General features: G+C 63.7%; 18 protein-coding genes and 1 pseudogene. 9 read left to right on the plus strand and 10 right to left on the minus strand.

All coding sequences use genetic code 11. The annotated features are described in order from the left end of the window. The first annotated feature begins 83 nt into the window (after window positions 1-83). Both G3N97_RS08120 and G3N97_RS08125 read left to right on the plus strand, forming a co-directional pair. Window positions 84-485, plus strand: coding sequence for an SRPBCC domain-containing protein (locus G3N97_RS08120; protein ID WP_205992758.1), 402 nt, complete (start codon window positions 84-86; stop codon window positions 483-485). Between the two features lie 14 nt (window positions 486-499). Beyond that, window positions 500-2,056: a UbiD family decarboxylase gene (locus tag G3N97_RS08125; protein WP_205992759.1), complete on the plus strand. Its 1,557-nt coding sequence runs from the start codon at window positions 500-502 to the stop codon at window positions 2,054-2,056. 53 nt (window positions 2,057-2,109) lie between these two features. Here G3N97_RS08125 and G3N97_RS08130 read toward each other — a convergent pair whose 3' ends face one another. From G3N97_RS08130 to G3N97_RS08145, 4 genes are all read right to left on the minus strand, one after another. Continuing rightward, a complete protein-coding gene (locus G3N97_RS08130; protein ID WP_205992760.1) occupies window positions 2,110-3,081 on the minus strand; it encodes an aliphatic sulfonate ABC transporter substrate-binding protein in 972 nt (323 codons plus the stop codon). A 68-nt stretch (window positions 3,082-3,149) separates the two neighbouring features. Next, window positions 3,150-4,208: an LLM class flavin-dependent oxidoreductase gene (locus G3N97_RS08135; protein WP_205992761.1), complete on the minus strand. Its 1,059-nt coding sequence runs from the start codon at window positions 4,206-4,208 to the stop codon at window positions 3,150-3,152. Between the two features lie 94 nt (window positions 4,209-4,302). After that, window positions 4,303-4,809, minus strand: a complete 507-nt coding sequence (locus tag G3N97_RS08140) for a GNAT family N-acetyltransferase (protein WP_205992762.1) — start codon at window positions 4,807-4,809, stop codon at window positions 4,303-4,305. A 42-nt stretch (window positions 4,810-4,851) separates the two neighbouring features. Continuing rightward, on the minus strand, window positions 4,852-5,496 hold the full coding sequence (locus G3N97_RS08145) for a TetR/AcrR family transcriptional regulator (protein WP_205992763.1): 645 nt from the start codon (window positions 5,494-5,496) through the stop codon (window positions 4,852-4,854). Between the two features lie 283 nt (window positions 5,497-5,779). On the opposite strand from G3N97_RS08145, the gene G3N97_RS08150 reads away from it, so the two are divergent. From G3N97_RS08150 to G3N97_RS08165, 4 genes are all read left to right on the plus strand, one after another. Further along, on the plus strand, window positions 5,780-7,408 hold the full coding sequence (locus tag G3N97_RS08150; RefSeq protein ID WP_205992764.1) for a bifunctional 3-(3-hydroxy-phenyl)propionate/3-hydroxycinnamic acid hydroxylase: 1,629 nt from the start codon (window positions 5,780-5,782) through the stop codon (window positions 7,406-7,408). 15 nt (window positions 7,409-7,423) lie between these two features. Further along, on the plus strand, window positions 7,424-8,482 hold the full coding sequence (locus tag G3N97_RS08155; RefSeq protein WP_205992765.1) for a maleylacetate reductase: 1,059 nt from the start codon (window positions 7,424-7,426) through the stop codon (window positions 8,480-8,482). A 33-nt stretch (window positions 8,483-8,515) separates the two neighbouring features. Beyond that, on the plus strand, window positions 8,516-9,355 hold the full coding sequence (locus G3N97_RS08160; RefSeq protein WP_205992766.1) for an intradiol ring-cleavage dioxygenase: 840 nt from the start codon (window positions 8,516-8,518) through the stop codon (window positions 9,353-9,355). Between the two features lie 321 nt (window positions 9,356-9,676). Further along, entirely contained in the window at window positions 9,677-10,144 is a 468-nt protein-coding gene (locus tag G3N97_RS08165) for a hypothetical protein (protein ID WP_241030462.1), read from the plus strand. Between the two features lie 31 nt (window positions 10,145-10,175). Here G3N97_RS08165 and G3N97_RS08170 read toward each other — a convergent pair whose 3' ends face one another. Both G3N97_RS08170 and G3N97_RS39350 read right to left on the minus strand, forming a co-directional pair. Further along, complete coding sequence (locus G3N97_RS08170; protein ID WP_205992768.1) at window positions 10,176-11,927, minus strand: IlvD/Edd family dehydratase; 1,752 nt, start codon at window positions 11,925-11,927, stop codon at window positions 10,176-10,178. Between the two features lie 386 nt (window positions 11,928-12,313). Continuing rightward, window positions 12,314-12,511: a hypothetical protein gene (locus tag G3N97_RS39350; RefSeq protein WP_241030463.1), complete on the minus strand. Its 198-nt coding sequence runs from the start codon at window positions 12,509-12,511 to the stop codon at window positions 12,314-12,316. On the opposite strand from G3N97_RS39350, the gene G3N97_RS08175 reads away from it, so the two are divergent. From G3N97_RS08175 to G3N97_RS08185, 3 genes are read left to right on the plus strand one after another with little or no spacing between them, the layout of a single operon-like run. Further along, window positions 12,510-14,654: a TonB-dependent hemoglobin/transferrin/lactoferrin family receptor gene (locus G3N97_RS08175; protein WP_241030465.1), complete on the plus strand. Its 2,145-nt coding sequence runs from the start codon at window positions 12,510-12,512 to the stop codon at window positions 14,652-14,654. The two genes, G3N97_RS39350 and G3N97_RS08175, sit on opposite strands and share 2 nt — an antisense overlap. Window positions 14,655-14,683: 29 nt before the next feature. Further along, a complete protein-coding gene (locus G3N97_RS08180) occupies window positions 14,684-15,760 on the plus strand; it encodes a ChuX/HutX family heme-like substrate-binding protein (protein WP_205992770.1) in 1,077 nt (358 codons plus the stop codon). A gap of 38 nt (window positions 15,761-15,798) precedes the next feature. Continuing rightward, a complete protein-coding gene (locus G3N97_RS08185) occupies window positions 15,799-16,353 on the plus strand; it encodes a transcriptional repressor (RefSeq protein ID WP_205992771.1) in 555 nt (184 codons plus the stop codon). Window positions 16,354-16,417: 64 nt separating this feature from the next. On the opposite strand, the gene G3N97_RS08190 is transcribed toward G3N97_RS08185, so the two are convergent. The 4 genes and pseudogenes from G3N97_RS08190 to G3N97_RS08205 all read right to left on the minus strand — a co-directional run. Continuing rightward, on the minus strand, window positions 16,418-16,756 hold the full coding sequence (locus tag G3N97_RS08190) for a zinc ribbon domain-containing protein YjdM (RefSeq protein WP_065060663.1): 339 nt from the start codon (window positions 16,754-16,756) through the stop codon (window positions 16,418-16,420). Window positions 16,757-16,852: 96 nt separating this feature from the next. Further along, entirely contained in the window at window positions 16,853-17,767 is a 915-nt protein-coding gene (locus G3N97_RS08195) for a glutaminase (RefSeq protein ID WP_074982668.1), read from the minus strand. Window positions 17,768-17,949: 182 nt separating this feature from the next. Then, entirely contained in the window at window positions 17,950-18,618 is a 669-nt protein-coding gene (locus G3N97_RS08200; protein ID WP_205992772.1) for a PAS domain-containing protein, read from the minus strand. Between the two features lie 71 nt (window positions 18,619-18,689). After that, window positions 18,690-19,230 (minus strand): annotated as a pseudogene (locus tag G3N97_RS08205) (ornithine cyclodeaminase family protein); the annotation flags it as partial.

Here is a 19,230-nt window from a genome sequence, read left to right on the forward strand (position 1 = left end):
TCTACGAGCGAACATGCAGGAGAAGCGGCGTTCGGCTTCCCGCCGTGACGAATGCATCCTTTCAGTCAGCTGAAGGAGCTCACATGGTTACGCTTAAACATGCGATCAAGATTTCCGCGCCGAAGCACGCGGTCTACGAGGCGCTCACCGCGCTCGAGGCCATGCGCGGCTGGCATCTGGGCGACGTCGAAGGCGCGATTTCGCCGGGTCAGGTGATGACGTTGACGCCGCGCCCAGGCCAGCGTTTCGGTTGGCGCACCGACGCGCTGGAGCCGGATACGGCCATTCAGCAGACGGAAGTCGAAGGCCCGGGCAGTTCGGTCGGCAAGACGCTGACGTTCCGGCTCTCGGCGCTGCCCGATGGCCGCACGCAGGTCGATTTGACGCATGGCGAGTGGGATGAAGGCGACGACGACCTCCCGTTCTGCAACACGCATTGGGGCGAAGTGCTGTATCGCCTCAAAACCTTTGTCGAGCGCGCCTGAAGGAGATCGCGACCATGCCGCAGAAGCGTCCCACGTCCTACCATGTCGTGAAACCCGGCGAGCCGCATCCGCAAGGCTGGAAGGTGCCGCCCGTCAACGATCTTCGCTCGGCCATCGAGCTGCTGAAAACGATTCCGGGGCAATACATCGAAACCGATCGCGAGATCGATCCCAAAGACGAACTTGCCGGCGTCTATCGCCATATCGGCGCGGGCGGCACGGTGATGCGGCCCACGCGCATCGGCCCGGCGATGACCTTCAACACGATCAAGGGCTATCCCGATGCGCGCGTGCTGGTGGGGCTCATGGCGAGCCGCGAGCGCGTCAGCCTGCTGCTGGGCGCGCCCACGCGCGAGCTGGGCATTCAGATGGCCGACGCGCGGCGCAACGTCACGCCGCCGGTGGTGATCGACAACAAGGACGCGCCGTGCCAGCAAGTGGTGTATCGCGCCAGTGACGCGGGCTTCGATCTGCGCAAGATCCTGCCCGCGCCCACCAACACGACCGAGGACGCCGGGCCGTTTTTCTGCCTCGGCCTCGTGCTGGGCAGCGATCCCGACGATCGCGACAACGTCGACGTGACCATCCATCGTCTGTGTGTGCAGAGCAAGGACGAGCTGTCGATTTTCTTCGCGCCCGGTCGTCACATCGACGCGTTCCGGCAAAAGGCCGAGGCCGCCGGCAAGCCGCTCGCCGTGTCGATCAACATGGGCCTCGATCCGGCCATTCATATCGGCGCGGAGTTCGAAGCGCCCACGACGCCGTTCGGTTTCAACGAGCTGTGCGTCGCCGGCGGCCTGCGCGGCCAGCCGGTCGAACTCGTCGAGTGCCTGACGGTGAAGCAGCGCGCCATCGCGCGCGCCGAGATCGTGATCGAAGGGGAAATTCTGCCGAACGTGCGCGTGGCGGAAGATCAGAATACGCACACGGGCAAGGCCATGCCCGAGTTTCCCGGCTATACGGGCGAAGCCAATCCGTCGCTGCCGGTCATCAAGGTCACGGCGATCACGACGCGCCGCAATCCGATTCTGCAGACGCTGGTCGGGCCCGGCGAGGAACACGTGAGCCTCGCGGGCATTCCGACCGAGGCGTCGATTCACATCGAGTGCGAGGACGCGTTGCCGGGACTCGTGCAGAACGTGTACGCGCACAGCTCGGGCGGCGGCAAGTTCCTCGCGGTGCTGCAGGTCAGGAAGCGCAACAACGGCGACGACGGCATGACGCGCCAGGCGGCGCTGATCGCGCTGGCGGTGTATCGCGAGTTGAAGAACGTGATACTCGTCGACGAGGACGTGGACCTGTTCGACACCAACGACGTGCTCTGGGCGATGCAAACGCGCTTCTCCGGCGACATCGACACGATCTTCGTGCCGGGCGTGGCGGGGCATGTGCTCGATCCCTCGCAGACGGCGCTGTACGATCCGCGCGTGACCGCCAAAGGCACGACGACCAAGACGATCTACGACGCCACGGTGCCGTTTCACCTGAAGGAGCACTTCGTGCGCGCGCAGTTCAAGGACGTCGATCCGAGTCTGTGGGCGCCTTCGCTGTTCGGCAAACAGGCTGAGTGATGTGGAAGCCGTGGGGCGTTCGACGCTCAACGTCGAAGCCTCCCCACGGCGTCTTACACGAAGACTTCCGGATACACGAATCGCGCGACGTCGACGCGTTGCTTGATGAGCCCGAGCCCATGGAACGTATCGACGATATCCTGCTGTTCCTTGACGATGTCGGGCGTCACCGCCACGGTCGTGTAGTGGCGGCGTTCGGTCGATAACTGCAGAACCGCGGGCGGCACGCCCAGTTGCGGCGCGAGCAGGCTGGCCGTTTCCTGCGGATGGCTTTGTGTCCAGGTGTTCGCGTTGCGCAGTTCGCGAAAGAGCACGCGGATCACGTCCGGATTCGCTTTCACGAATTCCGGGCGCGCGAGATGGAAGGTCCGGTTATTCGAGAGACCGGTGCCGTCGCGCAGCACGCGCGGCGACGTGGCGAGTTGCTGGCTGGCGAGGAACGGATCCCAGAGCCCGGCGGCATCGACATTGCCGGAGAGATAGGTGGCGCTCACATCGGCCGCGCTCGTGAGATAGACGGGCTCGATGTCCGTGTATTGCAGACCGGCTTCGTCGAGCGCTCGCACCAGCAGATATTGCACGTTCCAGCCGCGCCCGATCGCCACTTTCTTGCCGCGCAATTCGCGGATCGATCGTATCGGCGAGTTGGCCGGCACGAAGATCCCGATTCCCTTCGGATACGGTTGCTCGGCGCCGAGATAGACCGCGTTCACGCCCGCGGCGTTAGCAAAGGCCGAAGGCGTATCCGCCGCGTGACCGAAGTCGAGCGCGCCCGCATTGAGCGCTTCCGTGAGTTGCGGCCCGGCCGTGAACTCGGCCCAGCGCACGTTCCAGCCCAGCGGTTCGAGCGCGCGTTCGAGATGGCCGGTGCCCTTGAGGATATTGAGCGTGTTGAACTTCTGATAACCGATGCGCAGCGTGCGTGTCTCGGCGGCGCGCGCGATCGACATGAAGGCGGGCGCGGCGACGGTGCCGAGCGTGGCGGCCGTCAGCGTGTTGATGAAACGTCGACGTTGAATATCCATAGGATGACTGATCAAAGTAAAAATATCGAAGCCGCGATCGACCGCGATCGGTCGCGGCTTGCGTTGAACTAGCTCAGCAGCGCTTTCACGCGCGGGACGACGTGCTGCGCGAACGTGCGCATATCCGCCTCGAAGGGCTGGAATTGCAGCATGAACAGTTCGACGCCGGCGCGATGAAAGTCGGCGATGCGCTGCGCGACCGCGTCATAGCTGCCCACGAGTTGCGCGGCCGTGCCGCCGTTCGATCCCACGCGGGCCGATTGCGCAAAGGTCTGGAACATGACGGCCTTCGGGTCGATGTTCGCCTGCTGGCGCTCGCGCAGCGGACGGTCTTTTTCCGCGAGCGCGAAAAGGTGAGCGTGATGTTCGTGCGCCTGCGCGTCGGTCTCGCGCGCGATCACGAAAGCCGAGAGACCGTAGCGCAGCGCGGGGCGGCCTTGCGGGCGCGCGCGGGCGGCAACGTCGCCGATCAGACGCTGCACGTCGTCGAGCGGCTGGCCGTTGATGAACCACACGTCGCCTTTATCCGCCACCAGTTGACGCGCCGGTTCGGATTCGCCGCCCACATAAATGCGCGGACGTTCACGGAAAGGATCGGTGGGGCGCAGCGCGTAATCGTCGACGCGAAAATGTTCACCGTCGAACGACGTGCGTTCGCCGCGCAACAGCGAATCGACCACCGTGATCCACTCGCGGCCGTAGGCGTAGCGCGCGTCGTGTTCAGCGAAGCCGATGCCGGCGCGCTCCAGTTCGGGACGATTCCACGCGTTGACGAGATTGATCGCGAAACGGCCGCCGCTGATGTGTTCGATCTGCTGCGCCATCTTGGCGAGCACGACGGGATGGTAAAGATAAGGCTTGATGGCCGCGATGATCTCGATGCGCTCGGTGAGCGCCGCGAGCGCGGCCGACGCGGTCCAGGCTTCGAGCTGGTCGAGTTGCGGATCGTGCGGATTGATCGTGTGCTGAGCCACGAGAACCGAGTCGTAGCCGAGGCGTTCGGCCTCGAGCACGAGGGCCTTGTTGCGAGCCCACGACGCGTCGTAGGGCTCGGCGGGATCTTGCAGGGCGGCGCGGCTGCCGTGGACCAGAGCCCAGACACCGAAACGGGGCAGCGGGTGAGACATGAGCATCATCTAGGTTGACGGAACGATCCGCCATGATGCGCTTTTGGTCGCTCGCGCGAGCGAAGCATTTTTGCTATCGATGTTCCTGGAATGGCTAACGCGCGGCGGGGCGAACCATCACCAGATCCCGATGCAGATCGTCACCGCATACAAACGTGGTTTCGCCGACCGTCGCAAATCCATTGCGCTCGTAAAAGCGGATGCCGCGCGCATTCTGATCGTTGACGGTCAGCCGGATCGCGCCATTCAACGCGGCCAGCGTCGCTGAAACCAGCTTTTGCGCCGCGCCGGTGCCGTGATACGCCGGGAGCACGTAACACCGCGTCAATTCCGCCATGCCGTCTGCGAGCGGCATGTCCAGCACGTCAGGACGATGAGTCAGCACGCTGAAACCGACGACATGGCCGCCATCGTCCGCGACGCGCACATCGAAATTGCCGTCGGCCAGAATCGATTCGAAGCGTGACGGCGTGAGATTCTCGTCGATATATTTTCGAAGCTCGATGTCCGGCGTATTCGCGGGACAAGCGAGTGCGAAGGCCTGAATCGCGACTGCGCTGATGGCTTGTGCGTCGGTTTGCGAAGCTGTACGAATGTGCATGGTTTAAACCCGTCAATTACACCGATGGTGTGAATCACTCGTTTAAGCGATCACGGAAGCGGGCCGGGGACGCGCCGCGAGTGCCGTGGCCGCCTCGATACCGATGCCGGTCATGCAGAGCAGGCGCACGACGATCTCATCCTTGACGCTGCCCGAAATCCGGTCCGTGGTGATGGCGAGGCTTGCGCCGACGATCGCGTGCGCGCTCAGGTGCCAGACGAGATCGGGATCGGTCACGCTGAACAGTCCCGCCTCGACGGCGCGGCGCAAATCGCGAATCGCAAACGGCCCCATGCGCCGGAACAGCGCGTCGGCGATCACCTCCGAGCGGAACAGCATTTCCTTCCAGCGGATATCCGTCGTGGCCGCTTCGAGCACCGTGCGAATGCCGAACGCGTAGACCTCGGCTGGATCGGACAGGCCGGCGGTCGCGCGTTCGATGCGCAGCGCCAGCTCGTGCATCATGTCCTCGAGCACCGCGATCGCGAGTTCGTCCTTCGATTTGAAGTAGTTGTAGACCGTTCCCGCGCCGACATCGGCGAGATCGGCGATCTCCAGCATCGTCGCGGCGTCGATCCCTTTCTCGCTCATGATCGTGCCGGCGGCCTTGATCAGCGCCTCGCGGTTACGGCGCTGCCGCCGCGCCACGCGTCCTTCCTTCTCGCTTTCGTTGGCCGAAGCGCTCATCGAAATCTATCCAGAGTCATTGTTGACGATCATTCTAATCCGAATGGGCGCCCGCCAGGCTGTGCGCCGGTGCGTTCCATGGGGACAAATGATCCGCGATGATTGACTGTGAGCGAATATCGAATCTGATCGTTTACCATATGTGACGACCATTCAGTTTTGACCTACATTCTGTCTCAAGCGGCGTGCGGATGCGCGGATGGCCGGGCGGCAGGCGTCCCGGACAGCGGCATCGCACCTTGCAACATCAGCCCAGCAGGGCGACGAATCCAGGAGACAGAACATGAACGCCCCCGCCTCAAGCCCGAATTCCCGCTTCGATGCCGACGTCGCCATCATCGGCGGCGGTCCTGTCGGCACGCTGCTCGCCATCCTGCTCGGTCAGCGCGGCAAACGCGTCACGCTGGTCGAGCGCTGGTCGAAGGCGTACGGGCGGCCGCGCGCCGTCACCTACGACCACGAAATCGCCCGCATTCTCGCGACGCTCGGGATCGACTCGGAGCACGATCCGGCCATCTCGTATCACGACGAGCTGTATTACTGGAAAGACGCGCGCGGCGAGAATCTGCAGATCGTCGATTGGCAGAGCCAGTCGGCGTCGGGCTGGCGCGTGCGTTACTGGTTCAATCAGCCCGACCTCGAAGCGCGGCTCACGCGCATCGTCGACGGCATGCCGGGCATCACGCAGCTGCGCGGATGGGAGGGCACAGAGCTGGTTCAGGACGATGACAGCGTGACGGTGTCGCTCAGACGCACGCCGCAGGAAGTTGGCGAGGGCGTTGGCGATGTCGATACCCGCGTGCTGCGCGCGAAGTACCTCGTGGGCGCGGACGGTGCGAACAGCTTCGTGCGCGAGGCGCTCGGCATCGAGAACGAGGACCGCGGCTATTTCTTCGACTGGCTCATTCTCGACCTCATCCCGCGCGAGGCCTACACCGCGCAGCCGATGCAGTGGCAACTGTGCGATCCGAAGCGCCCGACGACGATCGTGCCCGGCGGCCCTGGCCGTCGTCGCTGGGAGTTCATGGTCCTGCCGGGCGAGTCGGCGCAGGAGTTGCAGACGACGCGACGCGCGTGGGAACTGCTGGCGCCCTGGGGCATGACGCCCGACAAAGCCGAACTCGAACGCAGCGCGGTTTATCGTTTTCAGGCGCGCTGGGCGAAGACCTGGCATCGCGGCCGTTGCGTGATTGCGGGCGACGCCGCGCATCTGATGCCGCCGTTTGCGGGCGAGGGCATGTGCGCGGGGTTGCGCGATGCGTTCGCGCTCGGCTGGCGTCTGAACGCGATGCTCGAAGGCCGGATGTCCGACGCCGTGCTCGACAGCTACACCACCGAGCGCCTTGAACACGCGAAGCATTACATCGAGTTCAGTCAGGAGCTGGGCAAGATCATCTGCATTGCTAACGAAAATGAGGCCGCTGAGCGCGATGTGAAAATGAAGGCCGATTTGCAGGCGCGCAATCATCAGCCGGTACCGACCGATGTGTGCCATCTGGGACCGGGCGCCTGGTCCGCCGGATCGGCGCATGCGGGCGAGTTGTCGGTGCAGGGCGTGGTCGAGGCGAACGGGCGGCGCGACCGGTTTGATCAGGCCGTGGGGCATGGCTGGTTCGTGATTGGTCTGGATGCCGATCCGGCGCAGGCGCTCGGGCCCGAGCGGCTGGAGCAACTGGCGCTGATCGAAGGCCGCACGGCGCGCATCGGCACGCCGGGTGGTGAAAATACGCCTTGCGATGCGCTCGATATCGACTCAACGTACCGGCAGTGGCTCGAAAAAATTGATGCCAACTTTGTCGTGCTGCGCCCCGACTTCTACGTGGCGGCCACGGCGAGCAGCGCGGCGCAGTTGCGCCAGCGTTTCGACGAAGTCATCGCGAAGCTCCATGTTCGCGTTCGCGAAGTCGCCTGAGTACGGAGTGCGTTCATGACTGCGAGCTTTACCTACGATATGCATCCGGGTCGCATTCTGTTCGGACCCGGAACGCTTGACGCCGTCGCCGACGAAATCGCGCGACTGGGCGCGAAGCGCGCGCTGATTCTCTCGACGCCGTCGCAACGCGCCGACGCGCACAAACTGGCCGCGCAGATCGGCCCGCTGGCGGCGGGCGTGTTCAGCGAGGCGGCGATGCACACGCCCGTTGCGGTGACGCGCGATGCGCTCGCCGCATTCGACGCGGCGCGCGCGGATTGCCTCGTGGCGCTCGGCGGCGGATCGACGATCGGCCTGGGCAAGGCCATCGCGTGGCGCAACGACGCCCCGCAGATCGTGGTGGCGACGACCTATGCCGGTTCGGAAGTCACGCCGATCCTCGGTCAAACCGAAGACGGCATCAAGACGACCGTGCGCGATCCGAAAATTCTGCCGGAAGTGGTGATCTACGATCCGGCGCTGACGCTCGGCCTGCCGGTCGCGATGAGCGTGACGAGCGGCCTGAACGCGATCGCGCACGCGGTGGAGGGCGTCTATGCGCGGGATCGCAATCCGGTGACGTCGCTGATGGCCGTCGAAGGCGTGCGGGCGTTGCGCGATGCGCTGCCTGCAATCGTCTCGCGTCCCGACGATCTCGCCGCCCGATCCCGTGCGCTTTTTGGATCGTGGCTGTGCGGCTCGGTGCTCGGCACGGTCGGCATGTCCTTGCATCACAAACTCTGCCACACGCTGGGCGGCAGCTTCGATCTGCCTCACGCGGAAACGCACGCCATCGTGCTGCCGCATTCCGCGGCCTATAACGCCAAAGCGGCAGCGCAGGAACTTGAGCCGCTTGCGCAGCTGTTCGGTGGAACGATCGGCGGCGGCCTCTACGACTTCGCGCGCTCGCTTGGTGCGCCGCTTTCCCTGCGCGATCTCGGGCTGACATCCGCGCAACTCGACGCAGCCGCCGACCTCGCGGTGCGCAACCCGTACTGGAATCCGCAGCCTGTCGAGCGCGACGCCGTGCGTGCGTTGCTGCAGCGCGCGTGGGAAGGCACGCGGCCGGAATAACGGCCCGTCAAATCATTAAAAGGAATCCTTAATATGTCCCAGTTCTTTACCGAAGCGAATTCGGAGCAGGCCGTGAATGCACGCATGGGCGCGGAGGTCGACGCGCGCCTGAAGACGGTCATGGCCTCGCTCGTCACGCATCTCCACGCCTTTATCAAGGACGTGCATCTCACGCAGGACGAGTGGGAACGCGCCATTGAATTCCTGACGCGCACCGGACAGATTTGCGGCAACGAGCGCCAGGAATTCATTCTGCTGAGCGACACGCTGGGCGTGTCGATGCTCGTCGATGCGATCAACCACCGTCGCCCCGACGGCGCGACCGAAAATACCGTGCTCGGTCCGTTTCATGTGGCCGAGTCGCCGCAGCGCGAGATGGGCGCGTGCATCACGCTCGATGGCAAAGGCGAAAGCTGCGTGTTCGAAGGGCGCGTGCTCGATCTTCAGGGTAATCCGGTGGCCGACGCGCGGCTCGATGTCTGGTCCGATAATCCGGATGGCTTTTACGACGTTCAGCAGCCCGGCATTCAGCCGAAATGGAACAATCGCGGCATCTTCACGACGGGTGCCGATGGCGCATACCGATTTATCGGCATTAAACCGGTGTCGTATCCGATTCCCGACGATGGCCCGGTCGGCAAGATGCTGGCGGCGCTCGGGCGGCATCCGTATCGGCCCGCGCATATGCATTTCATTGTGACCGCGCCCGGTTTCGAGAAGATCGTCACGCACACCTTTGTGGGCGACGACGCCTATCTGAAATCCGATGCGGTATTTGGCGTGAAGGAAACGCTCGTTGCACCGTTCGAACGCGTGAACGACGGCAGCACGCGCTGGCGGTCGGCATTTGATTTCGTGCTGACGCCGGAGTGAATAAGGCGTTGAGTTTGCCGACTCGATTGCAAAGTGCTTAATAAGCCATCCAATTTACTTATTGAATGGATGGCGAAAAGCGCTATCCGCGCAAGGTGTGGATAGAGCGTTAGCGCTTGCGTCCTTTCGATGACTTGCCGTTTACCCTCGATAGTCCCGCTCACGCGCGTTTCCTATGTTGTGCAAGCTGGCCGGGAAACCGGCCGGCGAACCCACAACGGTCGAACAGGAACGACAATGAACGGCAGCGCAGGCGCTCGCGACAATGGCTACGGAAAGGGTGCGGTGAACGCCGCAGGCGGTTGGCCAAGTATGGCCGCGATGCTGTCCAGCGGAATCGTGGCGGGCCTCACGGGCGCGATCTGCATCTGGATTTACGAGGCGGTCGTGTGGGTTGGCGTGCAGCATCTATTGACGCTCGGCGGCATCCCCAGCAACGCCACGGGCCTCGTGTTCGGCAAGCATGTTCAGCAGAGTCTGGGCGTTGGCGCCTATGTGCTCGGCACGATCATTCACTTCGCGTTCGCCGCCGCGTGGGGCGTGCTGTTCGCACTCGTCTGGCCGTATTTTCAGCGTCGCGGCTACGAGGCGACATTCATCGCGTTGTTCTACGCGATCCTTGCGTGGATCGCCATGCACGTGGCGATTTCCATCGCGTCGGATAATCACCCGAATTACTTCGATCCCAATGTCGTCATTGGCGGATTCATGTCGCATTTCTGCTTCACGGTGCCGCTGGCGCTCGTGGTGAAGCGGCGCTACGCCGCGCTGCGAGCATCGCAACGATAAGGCGCCGCGCCTCGCCGTCACGCTCGCCTGTCTACGCGGATGGCGGGTTCTTCTGCAGGCTTGCCGCGCGCAGGAAATCGAAGTCCACGCCTTCGTCGGCTTGCGTGACGGTCTGCAGAAAGAGCTTGCGGTAGCCGCGCCCGGCCGTGGGCCGCGTGATCGGCGTCTGCGCCGCGCGCTGCTGCAGTTCTTCCTCTGAGACGAGCAGCGTGACCTCGCGGTTGCGCACGCTCAGGCGAATGCGGTCGCCGTTTCGGACATAAGCCAGCGTGCCGCCCGCAGCGGCTTCGGGCGTCACGTGAAGGACGATCGTGCCGAACGCGGTGCCGCTCATGCGGCCGTCGGAAATGCGCACCATGTCTTTCACGCCGGCCCGCGCGAGCTTGCGGGGAATCGGGAGGTAGCCCGCTTCGGGCATGCCAGGCGCACCGAGCGGACCGATGTTCTTGAGGACGAGCACGTCGTCGGCGTTCACGTCGAGCGCTTCATCGTCGATGCGCTGCATGAGGTCTTCAACCGTCTCGAACACCACGGCGCGTCCCTCGTGCTCCATCAATCGCGGATCGGCGGCCGACTGCTTGATGATGGCGCCGCCGGGCGCGAGATTGCCGCGCAAAACGGCGAGGCCGCCTTGCGGATAAACCGGCTGCGAAAACGCACGCACGACCGTTTGCGCGAAGCCCGGACCGCTCGCCTCGATCTGCTCGCCGAGCGTGAGGCCGCTGACCGTCATCGCATCGAGATGCAGCAGCGGCTTCAACTCGCGCAGCAGCGTGGCGACGCCGCCTGCGTGATGGAAATCTTCCATGTAGTGCTGGCCGGTCGGTTTGAGGTCGAGCAGCACGGGCGTTTCCTTGCCCATCCGGTCGAGCGCGTCGAGATCGATCTTGTGACCGACTCGCCCGGCGATCGCGCTCAGATGCACGATGGCGTTGGTGGAGCCGCCGATCGCCAGCAGCACGCGCATCGCGTTTTCGAAGGCGTGAGGCGTGAGAATCCGGTCGATGGTCAACCGTGTTTTGGTGAGCTTCACGGCGGTCGTGCCGGTTCGCTCCGCCACGCGGATGCGATCGGCCGTGACCGCGGGCGGCGACGCGCAGCCGGGAACCGTCATGCCGAGCGCTTCCGCAATGCAGGCCATCGTGCTCGCGGTCCCCATGACGGAGCACGTTCCCACGCTCGCCACGAGCTGGTTGTTGACGTCGTCGATCTCGTCCTGATCGATTTCATTCGCGCGGAACCTGGCCCAGTAGCGGCGGCAATCCGTACACGCGCCCACGCGCTCGCCGCGATGCGAGCCCGTCAGCATCGCGCCGGTGACGAGCTGAATGGCGGGCAGACCGGCCGAGGCCGCGCCCATCAATTGCGCGGGCACCGTCTTGTCGCAACCGCCGATCAGCACGACGGCGTCCATCGGCTGCGCGCGAATCATTTCTTCAGTGTCCATCGACATCAGATTGCGCAGATACATCGACGTCGGCGACGCGAAGCTTTCGTGAATCGAAATGGTCGGAAAGTCGATCGGCAAACCGCCCGCGAGCATGACGCCGCGCTTCACGGCTTCGATCAGTTGCGGCATGTTCGCATGGCAGGCGTTATAGCTGCTGCCGGTGTTCACGATGCCGATCACCGGACGTTCGAGCGCCTCGTCCGTGTAACCCGCTCCCTTGATGAACGCCTTGCGAAGGAACAGCGAAAACCCCTGATCGCCGTAAGCGGTCAACCCGCGCGTCATGCCCGTTGCTTCAGCGGGGTGGTGCGGGGCGTCTTTCTTGTCAGCCATGGCGTTCTCCGGAAGGTGTGCTGGCTAGGGCCGTTCGTTGTTTGACGACGTGCGTTTGCTGCCAGCGTACACCGCTTGCCGATTCAGCCACGCCGGGCGGAACGCGCGTCGGACGGAGCGGGCATCGCGCGTCTGAACGCCACGCGCGACGCCGCCACGAAGCGCGCCAGATTAAATAGTTCCGTATCGATTTCCCGCGCCGCGAGCCCACCCGTCAAGGCTTCCCGCGACCCGACAACCCCCGATCTTCCTGACGTCCGCGAAACACGCCGTAATTTTCCGTGCGATGTAAATGAGAATGCTTCTCATGTATATTCACCAACCTTAATGATTCTGTCGGCTTACGTGACGAAAAAGTAAGCCAATCAAAAGGGGAAGATGGTGTTTCAGCGAAGAATTCTGGCGATTTTGATTCCACTGGCGCTCGCGGAACTCACGGGCGCGCAAGGGGCCTCGGCCCAGACGGCCCCGTCGGCGGCTGCCGCGACTGCGGCCTCGGACGCTGCATCGAGCGCAACGTCCGCAGCGAGCGCAAAAACCGCGAAGAGCGCGACATCGCGCGCGGAAAGCCAGTTGAACGTCATGTCGGTCACGGCGAACCGCATCGGCAAGACGGACCCGACCAAATCGGCGGCGACGGTGTCGGTCATCACGTCCGACGACATGGAAGAGAACAACGCCAAGGACATCAAGGACGCGCTGAAATACGAGCCGGGCGTGGCCGTCAATCGCCAGGCCTATCGCCCGAGCGGCATCGGCAGCTCGACGGGTCGCGCCGGCAACGACGGCATCAACATTCGCGGTCTCGAAGGCAATCAGGTCCTGCTGCTCGAAGACGGCATTCCGCTGCCGCAATCGTTCTCCTTCGGCTCCGGCTCGGCGGGTCGCGGCGACTATCTGAACACGGACCTGTACGAACGCGTCGAAGTGTTGCGCGGACCCGCGTCCGTGCTCTACGGCAGCGATGGCCTGACCGGCGCGGTGAACTTCGTGACGAAGGATCCCGCCGACCTGCTGAGCATCTACGGCAAGAAAACGTACTTCTCCGTGCGCTCGGACTATGACTCGAGCGATCGCAGCTGGGGTGGCACTGCGACCACAGCCTTTAGCACTGCGAATGGCGCGGTGCAGGGTTTGCTGATGCTGTCGGGCCGTCATGGCCACGAACTGGACAATCACGGCAGCACCGGCGGCACGGGCGCGAATCGTGACGAAGCCGATCCGGCGACGTACAACAACCGCTCGGCATTGGCGAAACTCGTCTTCAGGCTCTCGGCGACCGACAAGCTCAAGCTGACCGCCGAAACGCTCAACAATTCCAATGAAGTCGACAGTCTGTACGAGATTGGCAATTACACCGCCAAGACCACCTCGTACAACACGACCAATAACGTGACGAGCAATCGCGTGAAGCTCGAATGGGATCACGACGACGAAACGAATCGCTGGGTGCAGCACGTCAAGAGCTCGGTGTTCTACCGCAACGCGGCGACCGACCAGTCGCTTCTGATCGGCGAAACGACGACCGACGTCACGCGTTACAACCACTACGGCGAGAGCATCGTCGGTGGCAATACCGTGGCCGAAAGTTCGTTCAAGACCGGTCCGTTCTCGCACAAGCTCGTGTACGGTTTCGACCTGAGCGTGTCGCAATACAGCACCGATTCGAATGGCAATACGGTCGATACGACCTCCGGTTATCTGGAGAATTTCCCGAAGACGCAAACGCTCAATCTCGGCGCGTACATGCAGGACAGCATCAGCTGGAACAAGCTGACTTTCGTGCCGGGCCTGCGCTTCGACTACTACCACATGACGCCCGATGCCGACAGCACCTATACGTCGGCCGCGAGTTCGTCGACGCAGCCGCTGTCCAATTCGAGCGGCAATGCACTCTCGCCGCGCCTCGCGTTCCTGTATGAAATCAGCCCGGCGCTCGTGCCGTATGTGCAATACGCACGCGGTTTCCGCGCGCCGTCGGCCAATCAGGTCAACAGCTATTACGGCGGCGGCGTGGCGGCCTCGCTGTATCACACCTATTACGAGCAGGTCGGCAATCCGAATCTGAAGCCGGAAACCAGTAACTCGTTCGAAGCGGGGATGCGCGGCAAGCTCGCATTCGGCACGAATCGCGTGGCGTATAGCGCGTCGGCATTCTATGGCCGCTACAAGAACTTCATCGACTCGGAAGTGGTGGGCGGCAGCATTACCTCGGCGAGCGATCCGGAGAAGTTCCAGTACATCAATTTCAGCAAGGCGACCATCAAGGGCGTCGAAGCGAAATTCGACTGGTTCGCGGGCGAGTCGGTCGAGGTCAAGGGCGGCGTGGCCTATATCGACGGCACCGAGCAGAACACCGACGGCACGAGCAGCGGGATCATGTCGGTTCCGCCGCTGGCCGCCGTGCTGGGGATCAAATACCGCGCGGACGATCGCTGGTTCGTGGGCGCCGACGTGACCTACAACTCGCGCCGCAACACCAGCGACGTGAACACGTCGAGCACCAAGTATTTCTCGACGCCGTCGTACACGATCGTCGACCTGCATGCGGGCTACAAGATCACGCAACACGTGAGCGTGACCGCCGGCATCAACAATCTGTTCAATCGCAAGTACTGGCGCTGGAGCGACGTGCGAGACCTGTCGGGTTCCTCGAGCTACGCGACGCTTAACGCCTATACGGCACCCGGACGAAACTTCAACGTCGGCATGAAGATCGACTTCTGAAACTCGTCCCTCACATACGAAGGATAGTCATGACTCAAACGGATTTTTCGGACCCCGAAGCATGTGCGCAATGGCGGGAATCGTATTTCGCGCACAAGACGGTGAACAAGCTGCGTCAGCGCGATGCCGCCGCGGCGATGCAGGTCAGTGAAGCGCAGGCGGTGGCGGCTTTTGTCGGCGTCAACGTCGTGCGTCTGAAGCCTGATTTCATGGGGCTGATCGCGCAAATGCCGCGACTGGGCGCCGTGATGGCGCTGACCCGCAACGAAGCGGCCGTGCACGAAAAAGACGGCGTATTCGAAAAGGTGAGCGCGGAAGGCCATGTCGGCCTCGTGCTCGGCGCGGATATCGATCTGCGTGTTTTTCATCGACGCTGGGCCTTTGCGTTCGCGGTTCGCGACGCGTCGGCCAATGGCGAGATGAAAAGCCTCCAGTTCTACGACGCGCAGGGCGAAGCCGTATTCAAGGTGTTTCTGCGCGCGCATAGCGATCACGCGGCATTCGATGCGATCGTGTCGGAGTGGGCTGATGCCGGGCAATCGGCGGCGCTCGCACTGCCGCCCGCGCAGCCCGCACCGTCGCCGCGCGCCGATGAAACCATCGATCGCGCCGGATTCCACGCCGCGTGGGCCGCGATGAAAGACACGCACGAGTTCTTCCCGTTGCTGGGCAAGTTCGGCCTGACGCGCACGCAGGCGCTGCGGCTCGCCGAGCCGCACTACGTGACGCGACTCGCCAATGACGTGATCGAGACGCTGCTGGTCGAGGCCGCGCGCGAGCAGGTGCCGATCATGGTGTTCGTGGGCAACGCCGGCATGATCCAGATTCATACCGGTCCCGTGACGAACATCCGCACCATGGGCGATTGGGTCAACGTGCTCGACGAACGTTTCAATCTGCATTTGCGCAACGATCTCGTCGCGAGCGCGTGGCTCGTGCGCAAGCCGACTGATGACGGCATCGTGACGTCGGTGGAACTGTTCGACGCGCAAGGCGAAAACATCGCCATGCTGTTTGGCGCGCGCAAACCGGGCGCGCCTGAACTGGCGGCGTGGCGTGAACTGGCCGGCGCGTTGAAATCGCATGCGCAATTGAGCGCGGCCTGAGGCGGCAACGTCTCGTTGCACGCCGACGTGCTGACACCTTGAAACTTTCCGGCCACGGGCCGGAGTTAGGGAAACCGGGGAGGGCATGCCGTTGCGGATGCCGCTTTCCCGGTATTGACACTATGGGAAAAATTGAGCCGGTTAGTTCGAAGTACTTTGCTCACCGCGATTCCGTCGTCAAGTACATGAACGAGATGGGCGTTCGTGTCACGCCGACGCGAATCGGTGTTCTGACATCGATGTTCGAAATCGAGCGCGGCGTGAAAGCCGACGAGATTTATAAATTCGCGCTCAGAAAGAAAATCGGCTTGAGCAAGGCGTCGATTTATCGCGCGCTCGTCGATTTCGAAAGCGCAGGTATCGTGTCGAGACAATGGGCGGCCGGCAATACCGGCGCGCGGGCGACGTTCTTTCTTCAATGCCCGTACGAAGCCGAAAAGATGCACTCGATTTCGTGCAGGAAATGCGGTCGGCGCGTGCGTTTCAAGAATCCGGGTTTTCTGGATGCAGTGAAAGCGGCGTCGCAGGTCGATATTTTTGGATCGCTGGAGCAGACCGTCAATATTCTGATTGTCTGCGGGACGTGCGAGTGAAGGGCGGCGCGAATTGAAGCGGGTGGCGAACCCGGTTATTCGCCGCCCTTTAACGCCCGAATCCTCACGCCTTCCTGACAAACTCCGTCTTCAGGCTCATCGCGCCGAAACCATCGATCTTGCAATCGATATCGTGATCGCTATCCACGAGGCGGATATTCTTGACCTTGGTGCCCATCTTGATCACGCCGCCCGAGCCTTTGAGCTTCAGGTCCTTGATGACCGTGACGGTATCGCCGTCCTGCAGCACATTGCCCGCCGAATCGCGATAAACCTTCGCGGTTTCCGCGGGCGCGCCCGCCTCGCCCGACCATTCATGCGCGCATTCGGGGCAGATGAACATGCCCGCGTCTTCGTAGGTGAACGCGGAACTGCATTTCGGGCAGGGCGGCAAAGTGCTCATGGGGAATCCTTGGTGCGTGGGCTGACAACGGCAGCGGACAACGAAAGCGCGCAAGTATAGCGCGCTCGCCGACGCACCCTGTCTGAAGCGGACGTCTTAAAAAATCGAGCGGCCGATGCGCGTCGTCAGCCATTCGAGCGCCAGCGAGCCGACCGCCGAGTTGCCCGTCGCGTCGAGTCCCGGCGACCACACGCAGACGGCGAATTCGCCCGGCAGCACCGCGACGATGCCGCCGCCCACGCCGCTTTTCGCGGGCAGGCCGACGCGGTAGACGAAATCGCCGGCAGCGTCGTACGTGCCGCAGGTCAGCATCAGCGCCGAAAGCCGCTTGGCCGAACTGGCGTCGAGCACGCTTTCGCCGCTCGCGGGCGAGACGCCGCCGTTGGCGAGAAAGAGCGCCGCGCGCGCGAGTTCCACGCAGCTCATCTCGATCGCGCATTGCCGGCAATACGCGTCGATGACCGTATCGGCGGGCATTTCCAGGTTGCCGAAACTGGCGATGAAATGCGCCATCGCGCGATTGCGTTCGGCGTGCGCGAGTTCCGATTGCGCGACGCGCAAATCGTAGCCGATGCCCGCTTCGCCCGAGAGCCGCCGCACGAAATCGACGAGCGCCGTTTCGGCCTGCACGAAGCGCCGGCACAGCACGTCGGTGACCACGAGCGCGCCCGCGTTGATGAACGGATTGCGCGGCTTGCCCGCTTCGAATTCCAGCTGCACGAGCGAGTTGAACGCGGTGCCCGACGGCTCGCGGCCCACGCGTTCCCAGAGCGCGTCGCCGAGCAGCTGGAACGCCAGCGTGCAGGCGAACAGCTTCGAAATGCTCTGGATGGAGAAGCGCACATCGGCGTCGCCGGTGCGATAGACCTGGCCGTCGACGGTGACGATCGCCATGCCGAAGTGATCGGCGCGGACCTTGGCGAGTTCGGGGATGTAATCGGCGACGCGGCCCGAGCCGAGATGCGGTTGCAGGTCGCGGCGGATCGCGTCGAGGATGGGCGTGTAGTTCATGGACATCGCGGACAAGGGCGAGGAGCAGGGAGCGAAGGGCGGCGCGGTGGCCGCCGCCATCCCGGCGATTGTAGCGGCTCCGGCCGCGTTAGCCGCTTCGTTCTTGCGTTGCGCGCGCTTGCCCGAATTAGCCCGGCTTGCCCGGCTTGTTCCGATTCGCGCGCGACGATGCGCCTGCGGCTTTACGCCGCGTCGCCCTTCATCTCGCGAAGATGCTTGTAGACGGTCGCGCGCCCCATGCCCAGCACCTTGGCCACGTAATTCGCCGAACTCTTGCCCTTGAACGCGCCTTCGGCATGCAGCGCCTCGACGAGTTCGCGCCGATGCTCGCGCGTGAGCGAGTTGAGCGCCACCTGGCGCTCGCGCAGCCAGCCGTGCAGGAAAGTGTTGATGCGCTCCTGCCAGTCGTCCTTGAACAGCTCCTCGGGCTGCGCGATCACGCCCGCGCCGCGCAGGAACAGATCGAGCGTCGCCTGCATGTCCTCGAACGCCGCGATGTTGAGGTTGATGCACATGACGCCCGCCGCGCGGCCGTCGTCGTCGAACAGGGCGGTGCTCACGCAGCGCATGCGCCGCCCGTCCCAGTTCACTTTCTCGTACGGCCCGAGCAGCTTGTTGCGCGTGGTTTCCTCGATATCTTCGAGCGCGGAATCGTCGCCGATCTCGCGCTTCGAGAGATTGTTCGACAGATACGCCACGGTCTGGTCCGCGAGATCGTGGATCACGACTTCGGCGAACGGAAAGAACAGCGTCGTGATGCTGTCCGCGACGTGCGCGTAGCGTTCGAGCAGACGCGCGCGCGTGTCCGGAAGGCGGGGCGCGGCGGTTTTCGCGGGTGCTTTTTTCGGCATCGGAGCGGACCTGTGGGCGACGTATGGGTGGCGCGGTGTGGCGCGATTGCGGAGGACGTCGATGATACTGCTTATCGCGCCGCGCGCAGATGCGTGTAGAGCGTGTACGCGACGGCGATGTCTTCGAGGCCGAGGCCGATCGAACGGAAAAACGCGTGGCGCGCGTAGGTCGGACGCGGACAGGCATCGTTGGCGAGATCGGCGAGATCGCCCACGATCGCGTCCGGCGACCAGCCGTGCTCGCGCGCGGCGATCGTCATTTCGCCCGCACTGTGCGGCGTGGTGCGGCGGTAATCGCAATAGACGTCGAGCGTGGGCAGCGCGGCCGGATCGATCTCATGCGCCTGCGCGACGTTCGTGCTGATCGAGGTGATGAGCGCGGGTTTCGTCAGCGTGTCGAGCGCGAGCACCGGCTTGCCCGACGAGGTGCAGAGCATGACAACGTCGGCGTCGGCGACGCAGGCTTGCGCCGAGCTTTCGACGCTCACGCGCGCATCGGTCGCGCGTACCTGCTCCGCGCGCGCGGCGTCGCCCGCGAGCGACGGCGAAAACACGCGGATGCTCTCCCACGCGCGCAGCGGCGCGGCGTGGCGGATATGCGCGAGTGCCACC

Source organism: Paraburkholderia sp. Ac-20347, from assembly GCF_017104805.1.
In the GTDB taxonomy this organism is placed as follows: Bacteria; Pseudomonadota; Gammaproteobacteria; order Burkholderiales; family Burkholderiaceae; genus Paraburkholderia; species Paraburkholderia tropica.